The organism is Pseudomonas sp. NPDC089734 (genome assembly GCF_044748865.1).
GTDB lineage: Bacteria > Pseudomonadota > Gammaproteobacteria > Pseudomonadales > Pseudomonadaceae > Aquipseudomonas.
Genome location: NZ_JBIVGV010000002.1, coordinates 306470 through 326668 on the forward strand (window position 1 = coordinate 306470; position 20199 = coordinate 326668).

15 protein-coding genes and 1 tRNA gene are annotated in these 20199 nt (G+C 59.5%); 13 read left to right on the plus strand and 3 right to left on the minus strand.

From position 1 onward, the window contains the following. The first annotated feature begins 31 nt into the window (after positions 1–31). The 9 genes from ACIPY9_RS04070 (at position 32) to ACIPY9_RS04110 (ending at position 10422) form a co-directional block, all read left to right on the plus strand. On the plus strand, positions 32–1027 hold the full coding sequence (locus tag ACIPY9_RS04070; protein WP_400697206.1) for a FecR family protein: 996 nt from the start codon (positions 32–34) through the stop codon (positions 1025–1027). A 144-nt stretch (positions 1028–1171) separates the two neighbouring features. Next, a complete protein-coding gene (locus tag ACIPY9_RS04075; RefSeq protein ID WP_400697207.1) occupies positions 1172–3841 on the plus strand; it encodes a TonB-dependent hemoglobin/transferrin/lactoferrin family receptor in 2670 nt (889 codons plus the stop codon). A 99-nt stretch (positions 3842–3940) separates the two neighbouring features. Beyond that, on the plus strand, positions 3941–4582 hold the full coding sequence (locus ACIPY9_RS04080; RefSeq protein ID WP_400697209.1) for a heme acquisition protein HasA: 642 nt from the start codon (positions 3941–3943) through the stop codon (positions 4580–4582). Between the two features lie 130 nt (positions 4583–4712). Then, on the plus strand, positions 4713–6473 hold the full coding sequence (locus ACIPY9_RS04085; protein ID WP_400697211.1) for a type I secretion system permease/ATPase: 1761 nt from the start codon (positions 4713–4715) through the stop codon (positions 6471–6473). Positions 6474–6544: 71 nt separating this feature from the next. Then, positions 6545–7876, plus strand: a complete 1332-nt coding sequence (locus ACIPY9_RS04090; RefSeq protein WP_400697213.1) for an HlyD family type I secretion periplasmic adaptor subunit — start codon at positions 6545–6547, stop codon at positions 7874–7876. Then, a complete protein-coding gene (locus ACIPY9_RS04095; RefSeq protein ID WP_400697215.1) occupies positions 7873–9216 on the plus strand; it encodes a TolC family outer membrane protein in 1344 nt (447 codons plus the stop codon). Before ACIPY9_RS04090 ends, ACIPY9_RS04095 begins: the two co-directional genes overlap by 4 nt. A 54-nt stretch (positions 9217–9270) precedes the next feature. Next, positions 9271–9864, plus strand: a complete 594-nt coding sequence (locus ACIPY9_RS04100; protein WP_400697217.1) for a biliverdin-producing heme oxygenase — start codon at positions 9271–9273, stop codon at positions 9862–9864. After that, the gene (locus tag ACIPY9_RS04105; RefSeq protein WP_400697219.1) at positions 9764–10249 is read left to right on the plus strand and encodes a YbaN family protein; all 486 of its coding nucleotides are present in this window, start codon (positions 9764–9766) and stop codon (positions 10247–10249) included. The genes ACIPY9_RS04100 and ACIPY9_RS04105 overlap by 101 nt, the downstream gene beginning before the upstream one ends. Before the next feature lie 96 nt (positions 10250–10345). Continuing rightward, positions 10346–10422: transfer RNA gene (locus ACIPY9_RS04110), tRNA-Arg, on the plus strand. A gap of 161 nt (positions 10423–10583) precedes the next feature. Here the strand turns inward: ACIPY9_RS04110 and ACIPY9_RS04115 are convergent. From ACIPY9_RS04115 to ACIPY9_RS04125, 3 genes are read right to left on the minus strand one after another with little or no spacing between them, the layout of a single operon-like run. Next, a complete protein-coding gene (locus ACIPY9_RS04115) occupies positions 10584–11990 on the minus strand; it encodes a TolC family protein (protein ID WP_400697220.1) in 1407 nt (468 codons plus the stop codon). Positions 11991–11995: 5 nt separating this feature from the next. Then, positions 11996–14152, minus strand: coding sequence for a peptidase domain-containing ABC transporter (locus tag ACIPY9_RS04120; RefSeq protein ID WP_400697222.1), 2157 nt, complete (start codon positions 14150–14152; stop codon positions 11996–11998). An 11-nt stretch (positions 14153–14163) separates the two neighbouring features. Then, positions 14164–15420: an HlyD family secretion protein gene (locus ACIPY9_RS04125; RefSeq protein WP_400697417.1), complete on the minus strand. Its 1257-nt coding sequence runs from the start codon at positions 15418–15420 to the stop codon at positions 14164–14166. Positions 15421–15845: 425 nt separating this feature from the next. Between ACIPY9_RS04125 and ACIPY9_RS04130 the strand changes: the two genes are divergently transcribed. The 4 genes from ACIPY9_RS04130 to dhbA are packed head-to-tail and all read left to right on the plus strand — an operon-like array spanning position 15846 to position 20165. Then, positions 15846–16910 (plus strand): isochorismate synthase MenF, encoded by a 1065-nt coding sequence (locus ACIPY9_RS04130; RefSeq protein ID WP_400697224.1) that lies wholly within the window; start codon positions 15846–15848, stop codon positions 16908–16910. Then, entirely contained in the window at positions 16907–18520 is a 1614-nt protein-coding gene (locus ACIPY9_RS04135; RefSeq protein WP_400697225.1) for a (2,3-dihydroxybenzoyl)adenylate synthase, read from the plus strand. The genes ACIPY9_RS04130 and ACIPY9_RS04135 overlap by 4 nt, the downstream gene beginning before the upstream one ends. Continuing rightward, complete coding sequence (locus ACIPY9_RS04140; protein WP_400697227.1) at positions 18517–19413, plus strand: isochorismatase family protein; 897 nt, start codon at positions 18517–18519, stop codon at positions 19411–19413. The genes ACIPY9_RS04135 and ACIPY9_RS04140 overlap by 4 nt, the downstream gene beginning before the upstream one ends. Beyond that, positions 19410–20165 carry a 2,3-dihydro-2,3-dihydroxybenzoate dehydrogenase gene (gene dhbA / locus ACIPY9_RS04145; RefSeq protein WP_400697229.1) on the plus strand — a complete coding sequence of 252 codons (756 nt, stop codon included), beginning with the start codon at positions 19410–19412 and terminating at the stop codon, positions 20163–20165. Before ACIPY9_RS04140 ends, dhbA begins: the two co-directional genes overlap by 4 nt. Positions 20166–20199 lie beyond the last annotated feature (34 nt).

Consider the following 20199-nt stretch of genomic DNA (forward strand, 5'->3'; position numbering starts at 1 on the left):
CATGGATATAACCAGAAATCGAGAGACCTCCGTGACCAGCCACGACCTGCGAGAGCAAGCGATTCGCGAGCAAGCCGCAGAATGGGCGATACGCCTTGCCGCAGATGACATCACCCCCGAGCAGGCTCTTGCCCTGCAGGAATGGTGCGCTTGCGATCCACGCCATACCCCGGCCCTGGATTTCGCCCTGAGCACCTGGGCAGACCTGGGTCAACTGGGCACCTCCGCGCCAATGGCTTCGGCAGTCCCTCTGCCACCTGCCGCGCGTCCGTTACGCGGGCGACGGCGGCCAGTCTGGCGACGCGTCACCCGCGCAGCGGCAGTGGCCGCGCTGGTCTGGTTCGGGATCAATGTCGGTCCGGGCCTGCTCATCCCCCTGACAGCTGACTACGCCAGCCACACGGGCGAGGTGCGCCATATCTCATTACCGGATGGCAGCAGCGTGGTGCTGGACACCGACAGCGCCATCGATCTGGCCTACGATGAACACGAACGCCGCATTCGTCTGCGCCAGGGCGAGGCCGTATTCAACGTGGCCCCGATGACAGGTCAGGAGACGCGCCCCTTCATTGTCGAAAGCGCCGGCGGCACCACTCGAGCCCTGGGTACACGCTTTGTAGTCAGCGAGTCCGCCGACAGTGCCTGGGTCGGCGTGCTGGAGCACAGCGTCGAACTGGCCATGCTTGACCGGCCAGACAACGGCATCCTTCGCGATGTACTGGAAGAAGGTCAGAGCGCCCGCTACGACGCTATCCATGGCATCACCCGCCTCTCTGGGCAGGATGTGCAACGGGCAACCAGCTGGCAGCGCGGATTGCTGATCTTTGATCAGGTCCCTCTGGCGCAAGTGGTGGACCAGCTCAACCGCTACCGCAACGGGCACATCATGATCACCGATCGCCAACTGGCCCAACGCAAGGTCAGCGGTGTTTTTCGTCTGGAGTCACTGGACAGCGCAGTGCCACGCCTCAGCACTGAATTGCATGCTCGGCACGTCGAGTTGCCGGGCGTCAGTCTGATCTACTGAAAGGCCTCCGCAGGGGCCTTTTCGTTTTTTAAAACTTTTTTCATAAATCTTTACTGAGTTTTCCAGGCTGCATCGTCTCCTTTACTGATAATGATTTTTATTACTATTAAAGCGACGAAGAGCAGAACAATGGGGAACAAAGGAATGCGTCATCAAGTGATCAGGGCAAGCCTGGCGAGCAGCTTGATGATCGGTACGGCAATCACCTTCAGCACGCCCTCTTGGGCACAACAGCCGACGCCCCCGAAAACGGCGCAGAGTCGCGACAGCCAGAGTGCATCGGTCGAATTCAACATTCCGGCCCAGCCGCTGGGCAGTGCCGTGATCGTCTTCGCTGAACAGGCCGGCATCGAAGTGTTCTTCGACAGCAGCAAACTGTCAGGTCTGCAAAGCAGTGCGCTCAAGGGCCGCTACTCACCCCGTCAAGCCCTCCCGCTGCTGCTCGGTAACCTGCCAGTCGGTTACATTTTCGTGAATGACAAGCGCGTCAGCCTGGAACGGCTCGCCATCGGCTCCAGCGCGATTGAGCTGGGTGCAACCCACATCAAAGGCGAGCGCAAGGACGACTGGATCTATGAAACCCCACGCTCGATCAGCGTGATCAGCCGTGAACAGATCGACCGCCATCCACCCCGCCATGCCGCCGACATGCTGCAGGACACCGCCGGTGTGTACACCTCGACCAGTTATCAGGAACCCGGCCTGTCGGTGAACATCCGCGGTGTTCAGGATTACGGCCGCGTCAACATGAGCATTGACGGTGCGCGGCAGAACTTTCAGCAAAGCGGTCACCAGCAGCGCAACGGGGAAGTCTTCGTCGATCCCGAACTGCTGGGCGGCATCGACATCAGCAAAGGTCCGAACTCAGGCATGGGCGGGGCCGGTGTCATCGGTGGCACCGCGAACTTCCGCACGCTGGATATCAACGACATTGTCGATGCGGATCGCACCGAAGGTGGACGCCTGCGTGGCAGCACCGGACTGGGTGGCTACGCCAACGGTAATCACTTTGCAGGCAGCTTCGCCGCAGGCCTTCGTGCCAGCAAGCAGATCGACCTGTTGGCCGCGTTCAGCCGCAAGCGCATGGGTGAATATTCCCCGGGCAGCCGGGGGGATTCGTTTCCCGGTGCCAGCACCTACAACGCCGACGAGCGCTATCAGGATGTCGTCAGCCTGACCAATCAGGACATGGACTCACAATTGTTCAAGGTCTACTGGCACATGGCAGACGGGCATGAACTCAAGTTCACGCATCTGGCCACGGAGGTGGATTACACATCCGGCGGCACGTATGACGCCGTACGTAACGCAGACGGTTGGGAGGCCGTCACCCGCAACGAAGTGACCTCAAAGACCACATCGCTGGACTATGCCTGGAACGAGGGCGATCCCTGGATCGATCTGGCCGCGAAGCTGTATTTCACCCGTACACGCAATCATCAGGCGGCCGACGCCGTCGCTCCGGATTACTCGAGCCTGATTACCCCGGTCGCCACATTTTGCAGGTCCAACCCGTCCAGCAGCATCTGTCCGCAAGGCAGCGATGCCTACACTCTGATCACCGAAACCCGTACCTGGGGCCTGAACCTGCAGAACACCGCGCACTTCAACCTGCCGCTGTTCGAGGCCAGCTGGAATTACGGCAGCGAGTTGAGCTACGACAAGACCGTCCCCAAGACTCAGGGCGTCGAGAACGTCGACACCTACGGCAACGAAACAGCCGGCACCACGCCTCCCGGCCAACGCTGGCTGACGAGCTTCTTCAGTAACCTGACCTTGCAACATGACGACTGGCTGCGGCTGGACGCCGGTCTGCGTTATGACCGCTACCGGCTGTGGGGCGACACCGGATTTACCACGCTGGACTCCCGAGGCGAAATCACGGGCGTCGCCAACACACGTGTCCCCGTCGAATACTCGGTCGATGACCAGCAAGGCCATCTGTCGCCCACCTTTGCCGTGGCAATCACCCCGGTCGAAGGCGTTCAGCTCTATGCCAACTATGGCGAGGGCTGGCGACCACCGGCGATCACCGAATCGCTGATTTCAGGCCAGCACCTGGGGGGCGCCAACGATGGCACCATCATGTTGCCCAACCCCTATCTGAAGGCCGAAGAATCAAAGACCTGGGAAACCGGGGTCAACCTGAAGTTCGACAACCTGATTTCCAGCGGAGACAGCTTCCGCGCCAAGCTGGCGTACTTCAACACCAAGATCGAGAACTACATCCGCCTGGCCAACGTGGGCAGGCCAGGCGCGGCCTTCCATTCGATCTCCCATTTCGCGCCGGTCAATATGCTGGACCCGGTACGTCTGCGCGGCTTCGAGCTGGAGGCCGAATACGATGCAGGAGCCTGGTACCTCAAAGGCAACGCCACCCGCGTCGATTACCACACAGGGCAAAACAGCTATCGCCTGTTCTACCTGGGCGGAGCCCAAGGCGCGACAGCCGACTACTGGAACAACTTCATCTCCTCCGACGGCAGCGGCCAGGGCTATCCCTTCTACAGCATGTTCCCGCCACGGGACACCGCCAGCCTGACCGGCGGATTACGGTTCTTCGATCGACGCCTGGAGCTGGGCTCGCGCCTGCGCTACGCCTCGGAAAACGAATCCAACAGCATCACTCAAGGGTCCCTCGCGTACAGCGTGGTCGATCTGTTCGGCAGCCTGCGTGCAACGGACAACCTGACATTGCGACTGTCGGTGGAAAACGTGCGTGACCGACGCTACCTGGTGCCCATGGGCGACCTGCTGGCGCGCACCGAAGGTCCGGGACGCACCGTGATCGGCTCCTTTGAACTGAAATTCTGAAGTGTCGGCAGCTTCCCTTCCGGGGAGCCGCAACAAAACGGTCGGGCCTTTCCGACCACAACCTCAAACCGGATCGTCCGGTTGTTAATGGAGATAAACATGAGCGTTGAAATCAGCTACACCTCCAGCCTCTACACCACCCTGCAATCGGCTGGTTATGCCACCACGCTGCAAGGCTACCTGGACTACTACGAATACACCTTCTCCGTGGAAGACCATGCCAGCTCCGGCGGCTTCAACAGCACCAGCTTCACCCCGGACTTCCAGATGTATGGCACCCAGTACGCCAATGAAACGGAAGCCACTGGCTATACCTCGGCATTCGTGGCCGAAGCGAGCGCAGGTGAGAACCTCTACTACTCCTTCTTCACTGCGCCGACCCACACCCTTTACGGCGAGCTGGACAGCCTCAGCTTCGGTTCGGACCTGAGCAATGTCAGCAGCCAGTGGAGCCTGGGCAGCACCCTTCTGGACATCACCGGCCTCAGCGAAATCATCAACAATGGCCAGAATGCAGACGGCACCGTGATCGCCGGCAACAGCACCTACACCAGCGACAATGATGTGCACAACATCGTCTGGGGCCTGCTCAATGGCGAAACCGATGCACTGGCCGCGGTACTCGACGACTACTTCGACCTGAACGCAAGCCTCGATGCCAGCGGCGGCACCCTCACCGCCAGCAGCTCTCTGGTCGGCGTTGCAGAAGCCAGCGAGTCCGATCTGGCTCTGGCGGCCTGATCGTCACGCAGTAAAAAGCGGATAAAAGATCGCTCTTTTATCCGCCCGGAAAACCACGCAACCGACCTTTTTGCCGAGAACGGTTGCGTGGACCGCAAATTCTCCTGCGCCCTTCGATATCGAGTCAATCATGAGCATCCCGTCGAACAATAAGGGCAATGAAATCATCCATGCCCTACGTGTTTACAAAAGCGCGTTCTGGAGCGTTGGACTCTTTTCCGCCGTCATCAACCTGTTGATGCTGGCCCCTGCGCTGTACATGCTGCAGGTCTATGACCGTGTCCTGGCCTCGGGCAACCAAATGACCCTGGCCATGCTGACGCTCATCATGCTCGGGCTCTTCGCCTTCATGGGTGTGCTGGAGTGGGTCCGCAGCCAGGTGGTGATCCGTCTCGGCACCCAGATGGACATGCGCCTGAACCAGCGTGTCTACAACGCGGCCTTCGAGGCCAATCTCAAAAGCGGCAACCTGGCGGCCGGCCAGACACTCAACGACCTGACCAGCCTGCGTCAGTTCGCCACCGGTAACTCGCTGTTTGCCTTCTTCGACGCGCCCTGGTTCCCGGTCTATCTGCTGGTGATTTTCTTCTTTCACCCCTGGCTGGGAGCCCTGGCACTGGCGGGTGCCGTCTTGCTGACGTTATTGGCATGGCTCAACCAGCGCCTGTCCAGCGCACCACTGGCCGAGGCCGGGCGCATTTCCATCCGCGCCAACCAGCAGGCCAGCGCCAACCTGCGCAACGCCGAGGTCATCGAAGCCATGGGCATGCTGGCGAACCTGCGCAAACGCTGGCTGGGCGAGCATCAGGCGTTTCTCTATCAACAGAATCTGGCCAGCGAAAAGAGTGCGATGGTCAGCGCCTGGTCAAGAAACGTACGCCTTGCCTTGCAATCCCTGATGCTGGGCCTGGGAGCTTTGCTGGCGGTCTCGGGTGAAATCACGCCCGGCATGATGATCGCCGGTTCCATCCTGGTCGGTCGGGTACTCAGCCCGCTGGACCAGTTGATTGCCGTTTCGCGTCAATGGACCTCCGCACGCCTGGCCTACCAGCGTCTCGTCCTGTTGCTGCAAAGCAACCCGCAACGCGAACAGGCCATGGCCTTGCCATCTCCCACTGGGGCCTTGCAACTTGAGCGCATCACCACCTGCGCGCCAGGCACCCGCAACCCGGTGCTGAACAATATCGGCTTCGCCCTGGAAGCCGGCGATGTGCTGGGCGTTCTTGGGCCATCGGGTTCCGGAAAGTCCAGCCTGGCCCGCCTGCTGGTGGCCGCACAGCCTGCGTTGTCGGGCAAGGTGCGCCTCGATGGGGCCGACCTGCATCAGTGGGACAAGCAGACACTCGGCCCGCACATCGGTTATCTGCCACAGGATGTGCAGCTTTTTGCCGGAACCCTCGCCGAAAACATTGCCCGCTTCGGTGATGTCGACGCCGATCAGGTCGTGGCGGCAGCACGCATGGCCGGTGTGCATGAACTGGTGCTGCAATTGCCCCAGGGCTACGACACCCTGCTTGGCGAAGGCGGTGCCGGATTGTCCGGTGGGCAGCGTCAGCGGGTCGGCCTGGCCCGGGCACTCTATGGACTGCCAGCGCTGATCGTGCTGGACGAACCCAATTCCAACCTCGACGAATCCGGTGAAAAAGCCCTGCTTGAAGCAATCCGGCTGGTCAAACAGCACAAACGCACGCTGGTGCTGATCACCCATAAACCGGCCTTGCTGGCCGGGGCCGACAAGTTGCTGATCCTGCGAGCCGGGCACATTCAGGCGTTCGGGCCGACCGCACAGGTGATGCAGGACTTGCAGGCCGCCGCCCGCCCCCAGACGACACCCACGCTGAAAGTGGCCCCCAACCTCAACATGAGCTACGGCACCCGGCCAACGAATTGAGCCTTTAACCCGATCACGCTCCGATGCCAGGGCGCGAACGAACTCACAGCCTTTCAGGATCGATACACGTCATGCAAAACAGTCTGCAACAGGAAAGCCCCGCATCAGCGCAGGTGCTGCAACTCGACGAACACCGCTACTCACGCCTGGGGCGCTGGCTGGTGCTCATCGGTTTCGGTGGTTTCCTGCTGTGGGCAGCCCTGGCACCGCTGGACAGAGGCGTGGCAGTTTCCGGCAGTGTAGTGGTCGCCGGTAATCGGCAGGCGGTCCAGCATGTGACCGGAGGTCTGGTCGAGCGGGTACTGGTTCGCGATGGCGATCAGGTAGAGGCCGGGCAGGTTCTGCTGCAACTGGACGAAACCCAGGCGCGCTCGTTGCGGGACTCCTTGCGTGCCCAATACATCAATGCCCGCGCCAGTGAAGCACGCTGGCAGGCCGAGCGTGACGGGCTGACCAGCATTCCATTCACTGCCGACCTGCTTGAACACCAGAACGAGCCGTGGGTACGAGACGCACTGGAGCTGCAGCGACAATTGCTGTCCAGCCGCCGCCAGGCTCTGGACAGCGAACTGGCCGGCTTGAACGAAAGCATCGCTGGCACCGAGGCAACGCTGCGCGGATTACGCGACTCGAAGACACACAAGGAAGAACAACGCAGCTCGATGCAGGAGCAACTGGGCAGCCTGCGCGAGCTGGCACGCGAGGGCTACATCCCGCGTAACCGCTTGCTGGAATCAGAACGCCTGTACGCACAGATCAATGGGGAAATTTCTCGCGACCTGGGCGACATCGGCCGCACCCAACGGCAGGTTCTGGAGCTCGGTCTGCGCCGCGACCAGCGTCAGAAGGAATACCGCAAGGAAGTGCAGCAGCAATTGGCGGACAGTCGCCTGAATGCCCGTGAACTGGAAAGCCGTCTGAAAGGTGCCGAGTTTGAGCTGGCCAGTACCCGCGTGCGCGCACCGGCGTCTGGCACGGTGGTCGGTCTGAACGTGTTCACCAATGGCGGCGTGGCCGGTGCCGGCCAGCAATTGATGGAAATCGTTCCCCGGGACGTGCCATTGCTGGTCGATGCCCAGGTTCCCGTGGAGCTGGTCGACAAGCTGCACCCCGGCCTGGAGGTGGAATTGATGTTCGCGGCCTTCGACCAGAGCACTACGCCTCGCGTACGGGGTGAAGTCACTCTGGTCTCGGCCGACCGCCTGATCGACGAGAAGACCGGCAATCCGTACTACAAGGTTCGCACACGGGTCACCGAAGACGGCATGCACCAATTGGGCGGTTTGCAGATCCGGCCCGGCATGCCGGTCGAAGCCTTCGTCCGTACCGGCGAACGTTCATTGCTCAACTACCTGTTCAAGCCATTGGCCGACCGTACTCACATGGCATTGGTGGAACAATGATGCGTCTGTCTACCTGTCTGTATAGCGCGGCCCTGTTGCTGAGCCTGAGTGGTCAGGCCCTTGCCCTGGGCGTGATGGATGCCTATGCCCTGGCGCTGCGCAACGACCCGACCTTCCAGGCGGCGATCAAGGAACACCAGGCAGGCCGGGAAAACCTTGCCATCGGCCGGGCGGGTCTGCTGCCGTCGCTGTCCTACAACTACAGCAAGGCGCGCAACCAGTCAGAAGTGACCTCGGGCGACACCTCGGTAGATCGGGACTACAGCAGCTACTCCTCCAGCCTGACCCTGAGACAGCCACTGTTCGACTACGCCGCCTGGGCCGAATACAAACAGGGCGTGGCCAAGTCCGCCCTGGCCGACGAACACTTTCGCGGGCGCAGCCAGGAGTTGGCCGTGCGCCTGTTCGAGGCCTACAGCAAAGCACTGCTGGCCGGTGAGCAGATCGAACTGGCGAAGGCACAGCGAAGAGCCTATGGCGAACAGCTGAAGTCCAACCAGCACACGTTCGAGCGCGGAGAAGGCACCCGAACCGATCTGCTGGAAACCGCGGCCCGGCATGACCTGGCCCGTGCTCAGGAAATAGAAGCGGGCGACGAACTCGATGCCGCCCTGCGCGAGTTGCAAGCGCTGCTCGGCGAACCCGTCGAACTCGATCAGTTATCGCCGCTGAACAACACCTTCACGTCCACCCCGCTGCAACCGGCACGCTACGAGAACTGGCGCGACCTGGCTGTGGCCAACAACGCCGAACTGGCCAGCCAGCGTCACGGTCTGGAAGTGGCCAGGCAGGAAGTCGAACGCCAGCGCGCAGGCCATCTGCCCACCCTCAGCATTTACGCCAGTACACGCAAGACGGAATCGGATTCGGAAAGCACCTACAACCAGCAATACGACACCGACAGCATCGGCATCCAGCTCAGCGTTCCGCTCTTCGCCGGAGGGGGCGTATCGGCCGGACGCCGCAAGGCCTCGGCCTCCTATGAACAGGCCAGCTTTGAGCTGGATGCCCAGCGCAACGAGGTACTCAATCAGGTACGTCGCCAGTTCAACCTCTGTAACAGTGCCACCACCAAAATCCGGGCTTATGAAATGGCGGTGTCTTCGGCCAGCACACTGATCGACGCGACGCGCAAAAGCATCATCGGCGGCGAGCGGGTCAACCTCGACGTCCTCAACGCAGAGCAACAGCTCTATGGTGCCCGACGCGACCTGGCTCAGGCCCGCTACGACTACCTGCGAGCCTGGCTGACGCTCAAGTATCTGGCTGGTGTGCTGAACGACGGCGATCTGAACGTGATTGATCGCTATTTCGGCGATGTACAGGGCAAAAATTACTGAGTTTTACTCTCTGCTTCGTCTTTATTAAGAACCCTTTTCATCGCGAGCCTCACCATGACCGCCTCTCAATCGCAGCTTTCCCATGCCCTGCGCTCACAGCGCCTGAACCAGATCACCCACGAACCGCATAGCCGTCTCGACTCTCTGGTGAAGAGCCATGATCCGTTCAGCAGCCGGGAACGCTTTGCCCGTTTCGTCGCCGCCCAGTACCTGTTCCAGTACGACCTGGAAAAGCTTTACAACACCCCCGCACTGATCGAACTCGTGCCTGATCTGCCTGCCCGCTGCCGTGTCAAACAGGCGCGCCTGGATCTGGCCGATCTGGAGCATCCACTGCCACAGGGCGATGAAACGATTCGAGAACAATCCCTGAGCACCGGCGCAGCGCTGGCCTGGCTGTTCGTATCGGAAGGGTCAAAGCTGGGCGCGGCCTTCCTGCTCAAGCGGATGCCGGCTCTGGGGCTGAGCGAAACCTTCGGCGCACGTCATCTGGGCGAGCCGGAAGGCGGTCGCGCCCAAGGCTGGAAACACTTCGTCGCGGCACTGGATGGCGTGGTGCTGGATGCCGAACAGGAGCGTCAGGCCGAAGCCGCCGCCATCGCGGCCTTCGAGCGATTTGTCGTTCACCTGGAGCGCTGCTTTGCCTGAAGTGGTGGCAACCGGCCGCCTGCGCTGGTTATGGCTGGCGCTCGCCTACCTGAGCATCGGCCTTGCCGCGATTGGCGTGGTAGTGCCCGGCCTGCCGACCACCGAGTTCGTCCTTCTGGCCGCCTGGGCGGCGTCGCGAAGTTCGCCACGGTTGTCCGCCTGGCTGGAAAATCATCGATTGTTTGGCCCATTGCTGCGCGACTGGCAACGCGGAGGGGTGATCGCCCGGCGTACAAAATGGGCGGCCAGCCTGAGCATGACCGTCGCTCTGTCGATCATGCTGCTGACCGTCGACCACCTGCCCTCCGTGCTGTTCGCCGCCATCGGCATGAGCATGGGCGCCCTGTGGATATGGTCACGGCCGGAGCATCCGACTCAGCCCTGATAACGGCGTCGGCAATGCCGTTACACATGCGGGCAGCCAAGCCGTTGGTGGCGGTGGACGCCCGCCTTCCGGATGCGTATGATTGCGCTCCGCAACGCACTCGTAGCTCAGCTGGATAGAGTACTGCCCTCCGAAGGCAGGGGTCGTGGGTTCGAATCCCGCCGAGTGCGCCATTTCTTTACCGATTCTGGATGCCTTGACTCCCGAATCCTGTCGATCCGGTTCCCGGGTCGCGTCCTTCCCAAAAAATCGCCCCTGATTCAAACACCTGCCTCTCAACGGCATTCATCAGTTTTGGCGTGAAAAGCCTTCCGGGACCGGAAATGGCCTCCCTTTACTGCAACATGGAGAGGTTGAGCCTGCCCAGGCTCGCAGCCAGACTCAGGCGCGCGGTCTGCCAGGAGCTCAATGACTGGATATGCTCCTGTTCAGAGTTGGCATACGCCGTCAGGGCATTGAGCAACTCAATCATGCTACCGACACCGGCCTGGTAACGGCCCTGAACCACTTCCAGACTTTGCCTGGACTGCTCGACCAACTCCTGAGTGCGTTGCAGGCTGCGGGTCTCGATGCTGAGGGTCTGGTAGTAACCCCATGTTTCGAGCGCCACACGTTGCTCGGTATCCGCCACCTGTGCCTGGCTGGCTTCATGCCGCGCCATGGCATCGCGAATCTGGTAACTGCGCTCGAAGCCTTCAAACAGCGGAATATTGAGCTGAATACCAATACCCCGATCACGCTGGCGCAGATCGCCATTGGCAGTGGCTGGCTGGGTGTTGTGGCTATCTGTCAGGTTACCGACCAGCGACAACGTGGGCCGCCCGGCCGCCCGACTCTCATCGATGGCCGCCTGCGAAGCCTTCATCTGGGCAGAAGCAGCAATCAGGGCCGGGTTGTTACGACGAGCTTCGGCCAGCAGATCATCGATGGAGTTGGCAAAGCTCGAGTCGGGAACGGTGTCCAGATCGCCTGTCAGATTCAGCTGAAGTCGAGGTGAAAGCCCCATGCGCAACGCCAGAACACCACTGCTGTTGGTGTAGGTGCCCTCGTCGCGAATGACCCGTAACCGGGCCTGAGACAATGCCGTCTGGGCCTGAAGGCGATCGGACAATGCGGCTGCCCCGGCCTTGTATTTTGCATCGGCGGCTTCAAAGTTCTGCGCGGCCAGCTTTTCCACCTGACGGGCCGCAGCCAGGGTTCTTTGTGCCGCCAGGGTCTCATAGTAGGCCTGGCTGGCAACCACGAATGAGTTCTGCAGGGCTGCATCCTGACTGGCATTGGCAGCCGCCAGCAATTGTTGGGTTCTGTTCAGCGTTGCGCTGCGTCGTCCGAAATCAAACAGTACCCAGCTCAGCGCAAGCCCTTGGCTGTTGCTGCGGTACCGACCGCTGTCGGACAACCGGGGAGCATCGTCGTAATCGAACGCCTGATGGCCTCGACTGCTGCTCAAGGAGCCATCGAGTCTGGGCAGCCAGGCGGAACGGGCAATGCCGATCTGTGCGGCCTGAGACTTGGCATTGGCCCAGGCAAGACGCACCTGAGGGTCGTTGCACAGCACATGCTCGATGGCATTTTCCAGTGTGAGTCCCGTACCGATGGGAGGGAGTCCACAAGCAGCGCCTGCTGCCTGCCCCGGTAGCGAAGCCACTTCTTTTCCGGTGCCGAATACATCGGGCTGGTAAGCCATTGCCAGTGGCGAAACCGCTGCCAACCACAGGGTCAGGGGAATCAACACACGCATTGGGCCTATTCCACCGATGCCATGGCGCTTTGCCGCGCGGCAAGGTTCGCCGTACTTTCGTCCAATGCCACCTTACCCTGATCGAGCACAACCACACGGTCGGCAGACTGGATGGTTTCTGGCCGATGGGCCACGATGATGCGCGTAATACGCAGCTCCCGAATGGAAGCATTGACGCGTTGTTCGCAATGCACATCGAGATGACTGGTGGCCTCGTCCAGCAGCAGGAACCGGGGTTTCTTGTACAACGCCCGGGCCAGAACGATACGTTGCTTCTGGCCACCGGACAGCACAGTGCCCATATCGCCCACCAGCGTGTTGTAGCCCATCGGCATCACCCGGATATCGTCATGAATGGCCGCCATGCGAGCGCACTGCACAACCCAGCCCATATCCACGTCTGCGGCGAAGAAGCTGATGTTCTCGGCAATGGATCCTGCAAATAACACATCATCCTGAAGCACAGGCCCAATCAGATTGCGCAGCCCCTCCAGCCCCAACTGACGCAACTCCAGACCGGCGATCCGAACCTGGCCTTCAGTGACCGGGAGATTGCCCAACAGAATATTCAGCAGCGTGCTCTTGCCGCAGCCCGAAGGCCCGACGATCGCGACGGACTCTCCAGCCCGCACGTTCAAATCCAAACCATCCAGCACCCACGGGTCCTGCTCCGAATACCGAAAGCGTACGCCCTGCAACTCAATGCTGGCCTGGCGTTTGGCAAGGCTGTCCTGATCAATGCCTTCACTGTCGGGTTCTGCATCATGCAAAACGATATCGGCCAGACGCTCGCCCTGCAGTTGCAACATCCTCAACTCGAAAAAGCGGTCGATCAGGTTTCCGACCCGATTGTCGAACTGCATCTTGTAGGCATTGAACGCAATCAGAATACCTACCGTAAACTGACCGTCCATGACCATTCTGGCTCCCAGCCAGATCACCAGAATATTTTGCACACCGAAGAGCAGGCCGTTCATCTGCTGGTAGAACAAGTGAAGTTTCTGGGTACGCAAGCCGGCATTGATCTGCTGCACCAGAAGGCTCAACCACACCGAACGGCGCTCATCCTGACGCTGGAACATCTTCAATGGGCGAATGCCCCGGATCGTTTCCAGAAAATGTGATTGCTGACGGGCCGCGTGAACGATCTGTTCCTCGGTTGCCCTGCGCAGCGGTCCATACCAGGCCCAGCGCCCCAACGCATACAGCACCATCGCCGTGACAGCGACCGCGGCCAGCAAAGGGCTGTATATGAGCATCATCGCCAATGTGGCAATGGCCATGAGCCCATCCAGAATCGCCGAGAGAAAAGCCGTCGTGAGGGTCTGCTGAATAGTGTCGACCGAACCGAAGCGCGAAACCACATCACCCAGATGACGCTTCTCAAAGTACTGAGTCGGCAAACGTAGCAAATGCCCGAATACGTTGGATCGCCATTGCACGTTGAGCAGCGTGCCCATATGCATCATGACCCAGGTACGCACGCCACTGACAGCCTGCTGCATGAGCAAGAGCAAGCCGAAACCGATGGCAAGGGTGGTGAGCAAATCATGGTCATTGCTGACGATGACATTATCCAGCGTCCACTGCAGGAAGAAGGGGCTGATCAGGGAAAAGATTTCGAGCGCACCGGCCAGGATGAGAATCTGGACCAGAGACCGATAGAGACCGAAAACCTTACCCAGCATCCGGGTCAGTCGTATGCGCTCAGGGGCCTGTTGAGTTTCAAAACGGCTTTCCGGCCACAGCTCCACGGCCACGCCGGTAAAGCTTTGGGAAACTTCCTTGTAGGGAATAAAGCGAATACCGTGGGAAGGATCATGAAGGGTGATACCACGGGAATCGATGCTCTTCAGAACCACGAAATGGTTGAGATTCCAGTGCAGGATGCAAGGCAACTTGAGCTTGTCCAACTCCTCCGGTTCCAGCCTGACGGCTCGCGTGCCGAAACCGAGTTTGTGGGCGTGCTGGGTCAGATGCTTGAGCGACGTTCCCTTGAGCGACACATTGAAGCGGCTGCGCAGACTCAACAGATCGCAATGATAGCCATGGTAACCCGCCACCATCGCCAGGCAGGCCAGACCGCACTCGGTGGCCTCGGTCTGCAGTATCACGGGAACCGTTCTGCCCAGGCGCAGGGCGAGCGTATCGAATACAGACATGACGAGGCTCCTTATAGTTTGCCGGTCAGGCTGTACAACGGTTCGAGCACCCACTCATAAAGGCGTCGCCGGTCTTGAATGATGTCCGCTTCGAGCAGCATGCCGCTTTGCAGTGCTCTTGGCTGCCCATACGCCATGACGTTCTGGTCATCCAGGCGCACACGCAATCGATAGAATTGTTCACCGTCGAGACCGACATTCGGCACACTGCCCACCATGCTGGCCAGCTCATTGAATGAAATACTGGTGCGCGAGATCGAATGCACCGCCCCCTGATACTTGCCGAACTTCTGGTAGGGGTACGCCTGGTATCTGACCAGCACGGCGTCGCCAGGCTTGATAAAACCGATGGACTTACTCGGCGCATACAGCTCGGCCTCCAGAGGCGTATCGAGCGGAACGATGCTGAGCAAGGGTCTGGAGGTATCGACGGTCTGACCGACCTCTGCCAGTGCTGCCGTGACAACTCCGGCTTCAGGCGCTGTGACCAGCAATACGCGCCGTGCCTCGCTCTCGGAAAGCTCCTGTTCCACAGTAGAAACCTGGCGCTGTATATCGGCCAATTGATTGTCCTGACGCTCGGAAAGCCCTGCCCGCTCGTTGCGTTTTTCGGTCAATGCCTGTTCGAGTGTGGTGCGATCACGCTGCAATCCCTGGAGAGTCTGATGCTGTCCCAGCAGTTCAGCCTGGCGCTGCTGAAGCTGGTCCATCGAGATATACCCCTTGTCCATCAGCCCCTGATAGCGGCGGGCAGCATCGGTGGCCAGAGCCACCAACCGATGCTGGCTTTCAGTCTGGCCTGCCAGCGTGGTCAACTCCCGTTGCAGGCTGGCGATCTTGCTGTCGAGTGTTTCACGGTCATGCGCCTGCAGGCGGCGAACCTTTTCCAGCTCTCCCCTCAGTGAGTCACGCCGGACGGTGAGTTGCTGACTGATCGTGGCCTGAACAGGTCCGGCATCGTTGCCATAACGTTCGCTGCTCAGCCGCACGAGAGGGTCGCCACGCTGCACGGTCTGCCCTTCGTGAACCCACTTCTCCAGAACGATTCCCGACTGAGGCACGTACACTTTTACCTGCCCGGTGGCCGGTATCAATTGGCCGCTGACCGTACTGCGCTTCGTATAACTGCCCCAGTACATGAAGCCGATGACGATGGCCGCCAGGCAAAATGCGCCCAATGCCAGAAATGAAAACGATGTCGGCGGAATGAGGATTATCTCACCTAGCGCGTCTCTTTTCTGGTGCGCTAACACTTCACTCCGAAACAGGGGTTCGTGCGCCTCCATGTCACAGAGCCGTCACAAAACGGGAGAGCGTTAGTTGGTATGGCTTACGGACAGTCCATTGCATGAGTGCTGTTTCATCATCCATTGATAGCACATAGGAAATAATTTCAATATCGCGAGTAAGGTACCTTCGCACTTATAAAAAATCAACACACCCGGACTACTCGACACGATCATGACCTGCATCAATGTATAAGCATATTAATGCGTACTGTATTTAACCAGGCGGCACTTGACGAAAACCTTGGAATCATGGAAGTGTAAATTAAGGGAATCACACGGCACTGAAAATGGAAGATTCAGTTACTCAACCAATCAGAGACTGTCTTTCTGATCAAGGACTTGAAATATCTTTTCGATACCACTCCCCTACGGGAGACTTGGTAACGACTGGCGTCCATCAAAGAATGCGCCCTTCGACTTCCGGAACAGGAGATAGCGCGGCTGAACTATGGAATCGGGCACGCGCCCTGCTGAAAGATGCGGAGGCAGCGGGGATCGAAAACCCCGTCATAGTTGGCGCCATCCCGTTTTCAAAGAGCGCCTCGCCCGAGATTTTTGTGCCAATTGCCTATAACCGCGACAAGGTGAAGCGGGGCACTGAGCGCACTCGAAAAATTATTCCAGTGACTAACAATAATTCTCACTTTCAGGACCACAAGTTTGTCTCTGCCGTCGACGAAGTGTTGAAACAGATTGCTGACAAAAAACTGGACAAGGCCGTGTTGTCACGCACACTGGAACTCCGGGCCGACTTGCAAGGCGCTGGAAATGCAATTGTCGACCGGCTTCTGGAACTCTATCCGAGCGCTTATAACTTCTACCTGCCCCTGGGCGAAGATCACTATTGGTTAGGGGCCAGCCCTGAATTATTGCTGCGACGCAAGGAGGCATGTGTCGAATCATTCCCACTGGCCGGATCAACGGCCAGGCATCGGCATGCCGAGCAGGACAGAGAAGCAGCACATGCACTGCTGGCTTCGCACAAGGACCGGAGCGAACACCAGTTCGTCGTCGATGAAATCGCACACATTCTGGCACCGGTCTGCGAGCAGGTAGAGGTCCCGAACAGTCCTTCTCTGGTACCGGCAGGGCCGTTATGGCATTTGGGCACCCCGATCAGCGCAACATTGAAAACACCTTACCCCAGTGCAATGGAACTGGCTGCCCGACTGCATCCCACGCCAGCCGTCTGCGGCTACCCGACTCAGACGGCATGGGAGCTGATAGACCGCCTGGAGCCTCATGCCAGAGGTCTCTATGCCGGAATGGTCGGCTGGACCGATGCTCAAGGCAATGGTGAATGGGCAGTCACAATCCGCTGCGCCCAGTATCTGGCCGGGACTTTGCGCCTTTTCGCAGGGGCGGGGATCGTCGCAGACTCCTCACCGACGGCCGAATGGCAGGAAACCAACACCAAACTCTCGACCCTGTTACAGGCATTGGGCGTCACCGAAGAGGTGTGTACATGACGATTGCATTCACGCCATGGCCGGCTGAATTGGCACAGCGCTATCGCGACAAGGGCTACTGGCAAGACCTGCCGCTGACGGAAATGCTTGACCGGCATGCTCAACAGCGCCCTGACGCCCTTGCAATCATCGATGGCGAGCGACAGCTCGATTATCGCCATTTCAAATTGCTGACCCAGCGTCTGGCCGGTCATTTTCAAGCACTGGGTATCGTGCAGGGGGACACTGCGCTGGTCCAGCTGAGCAACCGGGCCGACTTCTACATCGTGTTCTTTGCCCTGCTGAGTATCGGCGTGGCACCTGTCAACGCACTGTACAGTCACCGGAGCCTGGAGCTTGCAAACTACGCGACTCAGATCAAACCCAGGCTGCTGATCGCCGAGCAGGATCACCCGTTGTTTTCCGGCATGGCGTTCATCGATCAGCTTCGTGCCGCTCACCCTGGACTTGAAGTGGTATTGAGTTCGCAGGACCCGGAGCATGCCGGGCGCCTTGAGTCCCTGCTCGACCACGAGCCTGCCACGCCAGTCAGACTGCCCTCCCTCGATGCAGGGCAAGTGGCCTTTTTCCAATTGTCCGGCGGCAGTACGGGAACACCCAAGCTCATTCCCAGAACCCATAACGATTACTTCTATAGCGTGCGACGCAGCGTGCAGGTTTGCCGGCTGCTACCGCAGGACCGTTTCCTGTGCGCCCTTCCGGCCGCCCACAACTATCCGTTGAGTTCGCCCGGCGCACTGGGTTTTTTCGATGCAGGTGCCTGCGTCGTCATGACAGCGACGCCAGAGCCTTACGAGTGTTTCCGGGTTATCGAACAACATGCCGTCACCCACGTCGCACTGGTGCCTCCCGCCGTCGCCCTCTGGGTTCAGGCTGCACAGAGATCATCACCCGGACTCGGCTCGCTCAAGCTGATTCAGGTGGGTGGAGCCAGTTTTTCCGAGCACCTGGCAAGACAGGTTCCCCAAACATTCGGTTGTCGCTTGCAGCAAGTCTTCGGAATGGCAGAGGGCATGGTGGCCTACACCGACCTGGAGGATGATGGCGAAGCGCTGTTCGCCTCTCAGGGACGCCCCATGAGTGAAGATGACGAGGTGCGCGTGCTGGATGCCGAAGGTCATCCTGTAGCGGCTGGCGAGGTCGGCATGCTGGCCACGCGTGGTCCTTATACGGTTCGTGGTTACTACCTCAGCCCCGAACACAATGCGACGGTCTTCGACTCAGAGGGTTTCTACCACACTGGCGACCTGGTCAAGCGAAGCGTCGATGGCCGATTGAAAGTGGTGGGACGCGTCAAGGACCAGATCAATCGTGGCGCAGAGAAGATTGCCGCGGAAGAAGTCGAACGACTGCTGTTATCGCACCCCTCGATCCATCAGGCCGCACTGGTGGCTTATGCCGACCCGCTGATGGGTGAAAAAAGCTGCGCCTTCCTGGTCAGCGAAGAATCGCTTTCGCTACCACAGGTGCGTGGTTTTCTCAGGGATCGCGGCATCGCCGATTACAAGCTGCCCGACCGCCTCGAATACATCGAGCACATGCCACTCACCCCAGTCGGGAAAATCAACAAAGTATTCCTCCGGCAAACTTTCAAGCAGAGCCCGCCATGACCATCGCAAGAATCGCCGATTATCCGATGCCGACCGTATCTGACTTCCCCGCCAACCGAGTGGACTGGAAAGTCGACCCCGAGCGCTGCATGTTGCTGGTGCATGACATGCAGGAGTACTTCCTGGCATTTTTCGAGCAGGACGGTGATCTGCTGGCCAGGCTCAAGGCTCACTGCGCCCGACTGTGCCAATGGGCCAGAGACAACGGCGTACCGGTGGTCTACAGCGCCCAGCCGCAGGTGCAACCCGCCGAACGTCGAGGGCTGCTGACCCCGATGTGGGGACCCGGCATTACGGCAGCCAATACCGAGCAGCAATTCATCGCTTTTGAACTGTCGCCAGGCCCGGACGATATCGTCATCCAGAAATGGCGTTACAGCGCCTTTCGCCACTCCAACCTTGAAAACATCATGCGTGAACAGCACCGGGATCAATTACTGATCTGCGGCGTCTATGCCCATATCGGCTGTATGGCCACGGCACTCGATGCCTTCATGCTGGATATCCAGGCCTTCGTGGCGGGAGACTGCATGGCCGACTTCTCCGAACGCTCCCATCATCAGGCCTTGAGTCAGGTCGCAGACTGTTGTGGAACCGTGGTGTCTCTTGAACAGGTCCTCAACGCTGGCAACGATTTGCTGTCACGCGAAGGACTGTTACGTCATTTGAACATCCTGACCGCATCGACCGGCCAGACGCTGGACCTCGATGCCAACCTGATGGATTACGGGCTGGACTCCCTGCAAGTGATGAACCTGATCTCGGTATGGAACGAAGCCGGTATCAGGGTCCGACTCGAAGACATCCTGCAAAAGCCGACCTTCAACGGCTGGTGGGACACGCTGTCCAGAGCACGTAATGCTTCCTGCGTCCTGGCCGAGGTCACACCATGAAGACAGGGGAATTCCACGGAAAAGTTGCCTGGGTCACAGGTGCGGGACAAGGCATTGGCCTGGCGACCGCTACGGCCCTTCAAGACGACGGGGCTCGCGTTATCGGTCTGGATGTGGCCTTTACCGAAGCCGAATACCCTTTTGAATGCATGCACCTGGATATTACTGACACGCAACAGGTGGCAGAGACCTGTGCAAGGTTGTTGGCGCAAGACCTGGTACCGGATGTGCTGATCAACGCCGCCGGTATTCTGGTGCAGGGTGACTGTTCGCAACTATCGCTAACGGATTGGCAGCGCTGCTTCGACGTCAACGTCAGCGGTGCCTTTCACCTGCTCAGGCTGCTGATTCCGGTCTTCAAGGAGCGACGTCAGGGAGCAATCGTCAATGTTGCTTCAAACGCTGCCAGTGTGCCCAGGTCGAACATGGCCGCTTACTGCGCTTCCAAGGCCGCACTCCTCAGCCTGAGCCGTTGCGTCGCTCTGGAGGTCGCGCCTTATGGCATACGCTGCAACAGTGTCTCGCCAGGCTCAACCGACACCCCGATGCTGGCGCAGCTGTTAAGTGACAGCAGCGCCGTGGAAAAAACCCTGAAAGGCGTACCGGAAACCTTCCGTGTCGGCATCCCGCTCGGCAAGATCGCCAGCCCCCGGGAAGTGGCGCAGACGATTCTGTTTCTGGCTTCCGAACGTGCCAGCCACATCACCTTGCATGACCTCACGGTGGATGGCGGTGCAACGCTGGGCTGCTAGTTCGCTATTGGATTCTTGTCATCAGGTGAAACAA

Bases quoted from the DNA above. Each gene is read 5' to 3' on its own strand.
- ACIPY9_RS04090 (WP_400697213.1), top strand. From the start codon at position 6,545: ATGCAAAACAGTCTGCAACAGGAAAGCCCCGCATCAGCGCAGGTGCTG.
- ACIPY9_RS04095 (WP_400697215.1), top strand. From the start codon at position 7,873: ATGATGCGTCTGTCTACCTGTCTGTATAGCGCGGCCCTGTTGCTGAGC.
- ACIPY9_RS04140 (WP_400697227.1), top strand. From the start codon at position 18,517: ATGACCATCGCAAGAATCGCCGATTATCCGATGCCGACCGTATCTGAC.
- ACIPY9_RS04105 (WP_400697219.1), top strand. From the start codon at position 9,764: ATGGCGTGGTGCTGGATGCCGAACAGGAGCGTCAGGCCGAAGCCGCCG.
- ACIPY9_RS04100 (WP_400697217.1), top strand. From the start codon at position 9,271: ATGACCGCCTCTCAATCGCAGCTTTCCCATGCCCTGCGCTCACAGCGC.
- dhbA (WP_400697229.1), top strand. From the start codon at position 19,410: ATGAAGACAGGGGAATTCCACGGAAAAGTTGCCTGGGTCACAGGTGCG.
- ACIPY9_RS04075 (WP_400697207.1), top strand. From the start codon at position 1,172: ATGCGTCATCAAGTGATCAGGGCAAGCCTGGCGAGCAGCTTGATGATC.
- ACIPY9_RS04080 (WP_400697209.1), top strand. From the start codon at position 3,941: ATGAGCGTTGAAATCAGCTACACCTCCAGCCTCTACACCACCCTGCAA.
- ACIPY9_RS04130 (WP_400697224.1), top strand. From the start codon at position 15,846: ATGCGCCCTTCGACTTCCGGAACAGGAGATAGCGCGGCTGAACTATGG.
- ACIPY9_RS04120 (WP_400697222.1), bottom strand. From the start codon at position 14,152: ATGTCTGTATTCGATACGCTCGCCCTGCGCCTGGGCAGAACGGTTCCC.
- ACIPY9_RS04135 (WP_400697225.1), top strand. From the start codon at position 16,907: ATGACGATTGCATTCACGCCATGGCCGGCTGAATTGGCACAGCGCTAT.
- ACIPY9_RS04085 (WP_400697211.1), top strand. From the start codon at position 4,713: ATGAGCATCCCGTCGAACAATAAGGGCAATGAAATCATCCATGCCCTA.
- ACIPY9_RS04115 (WP_400697220.1), bottom strand. From the start codon at position 11,990: ATGCGTGTGTTGATTCCCCTGACCCTGTGGTTGGCAGCGGTTTCGCCA.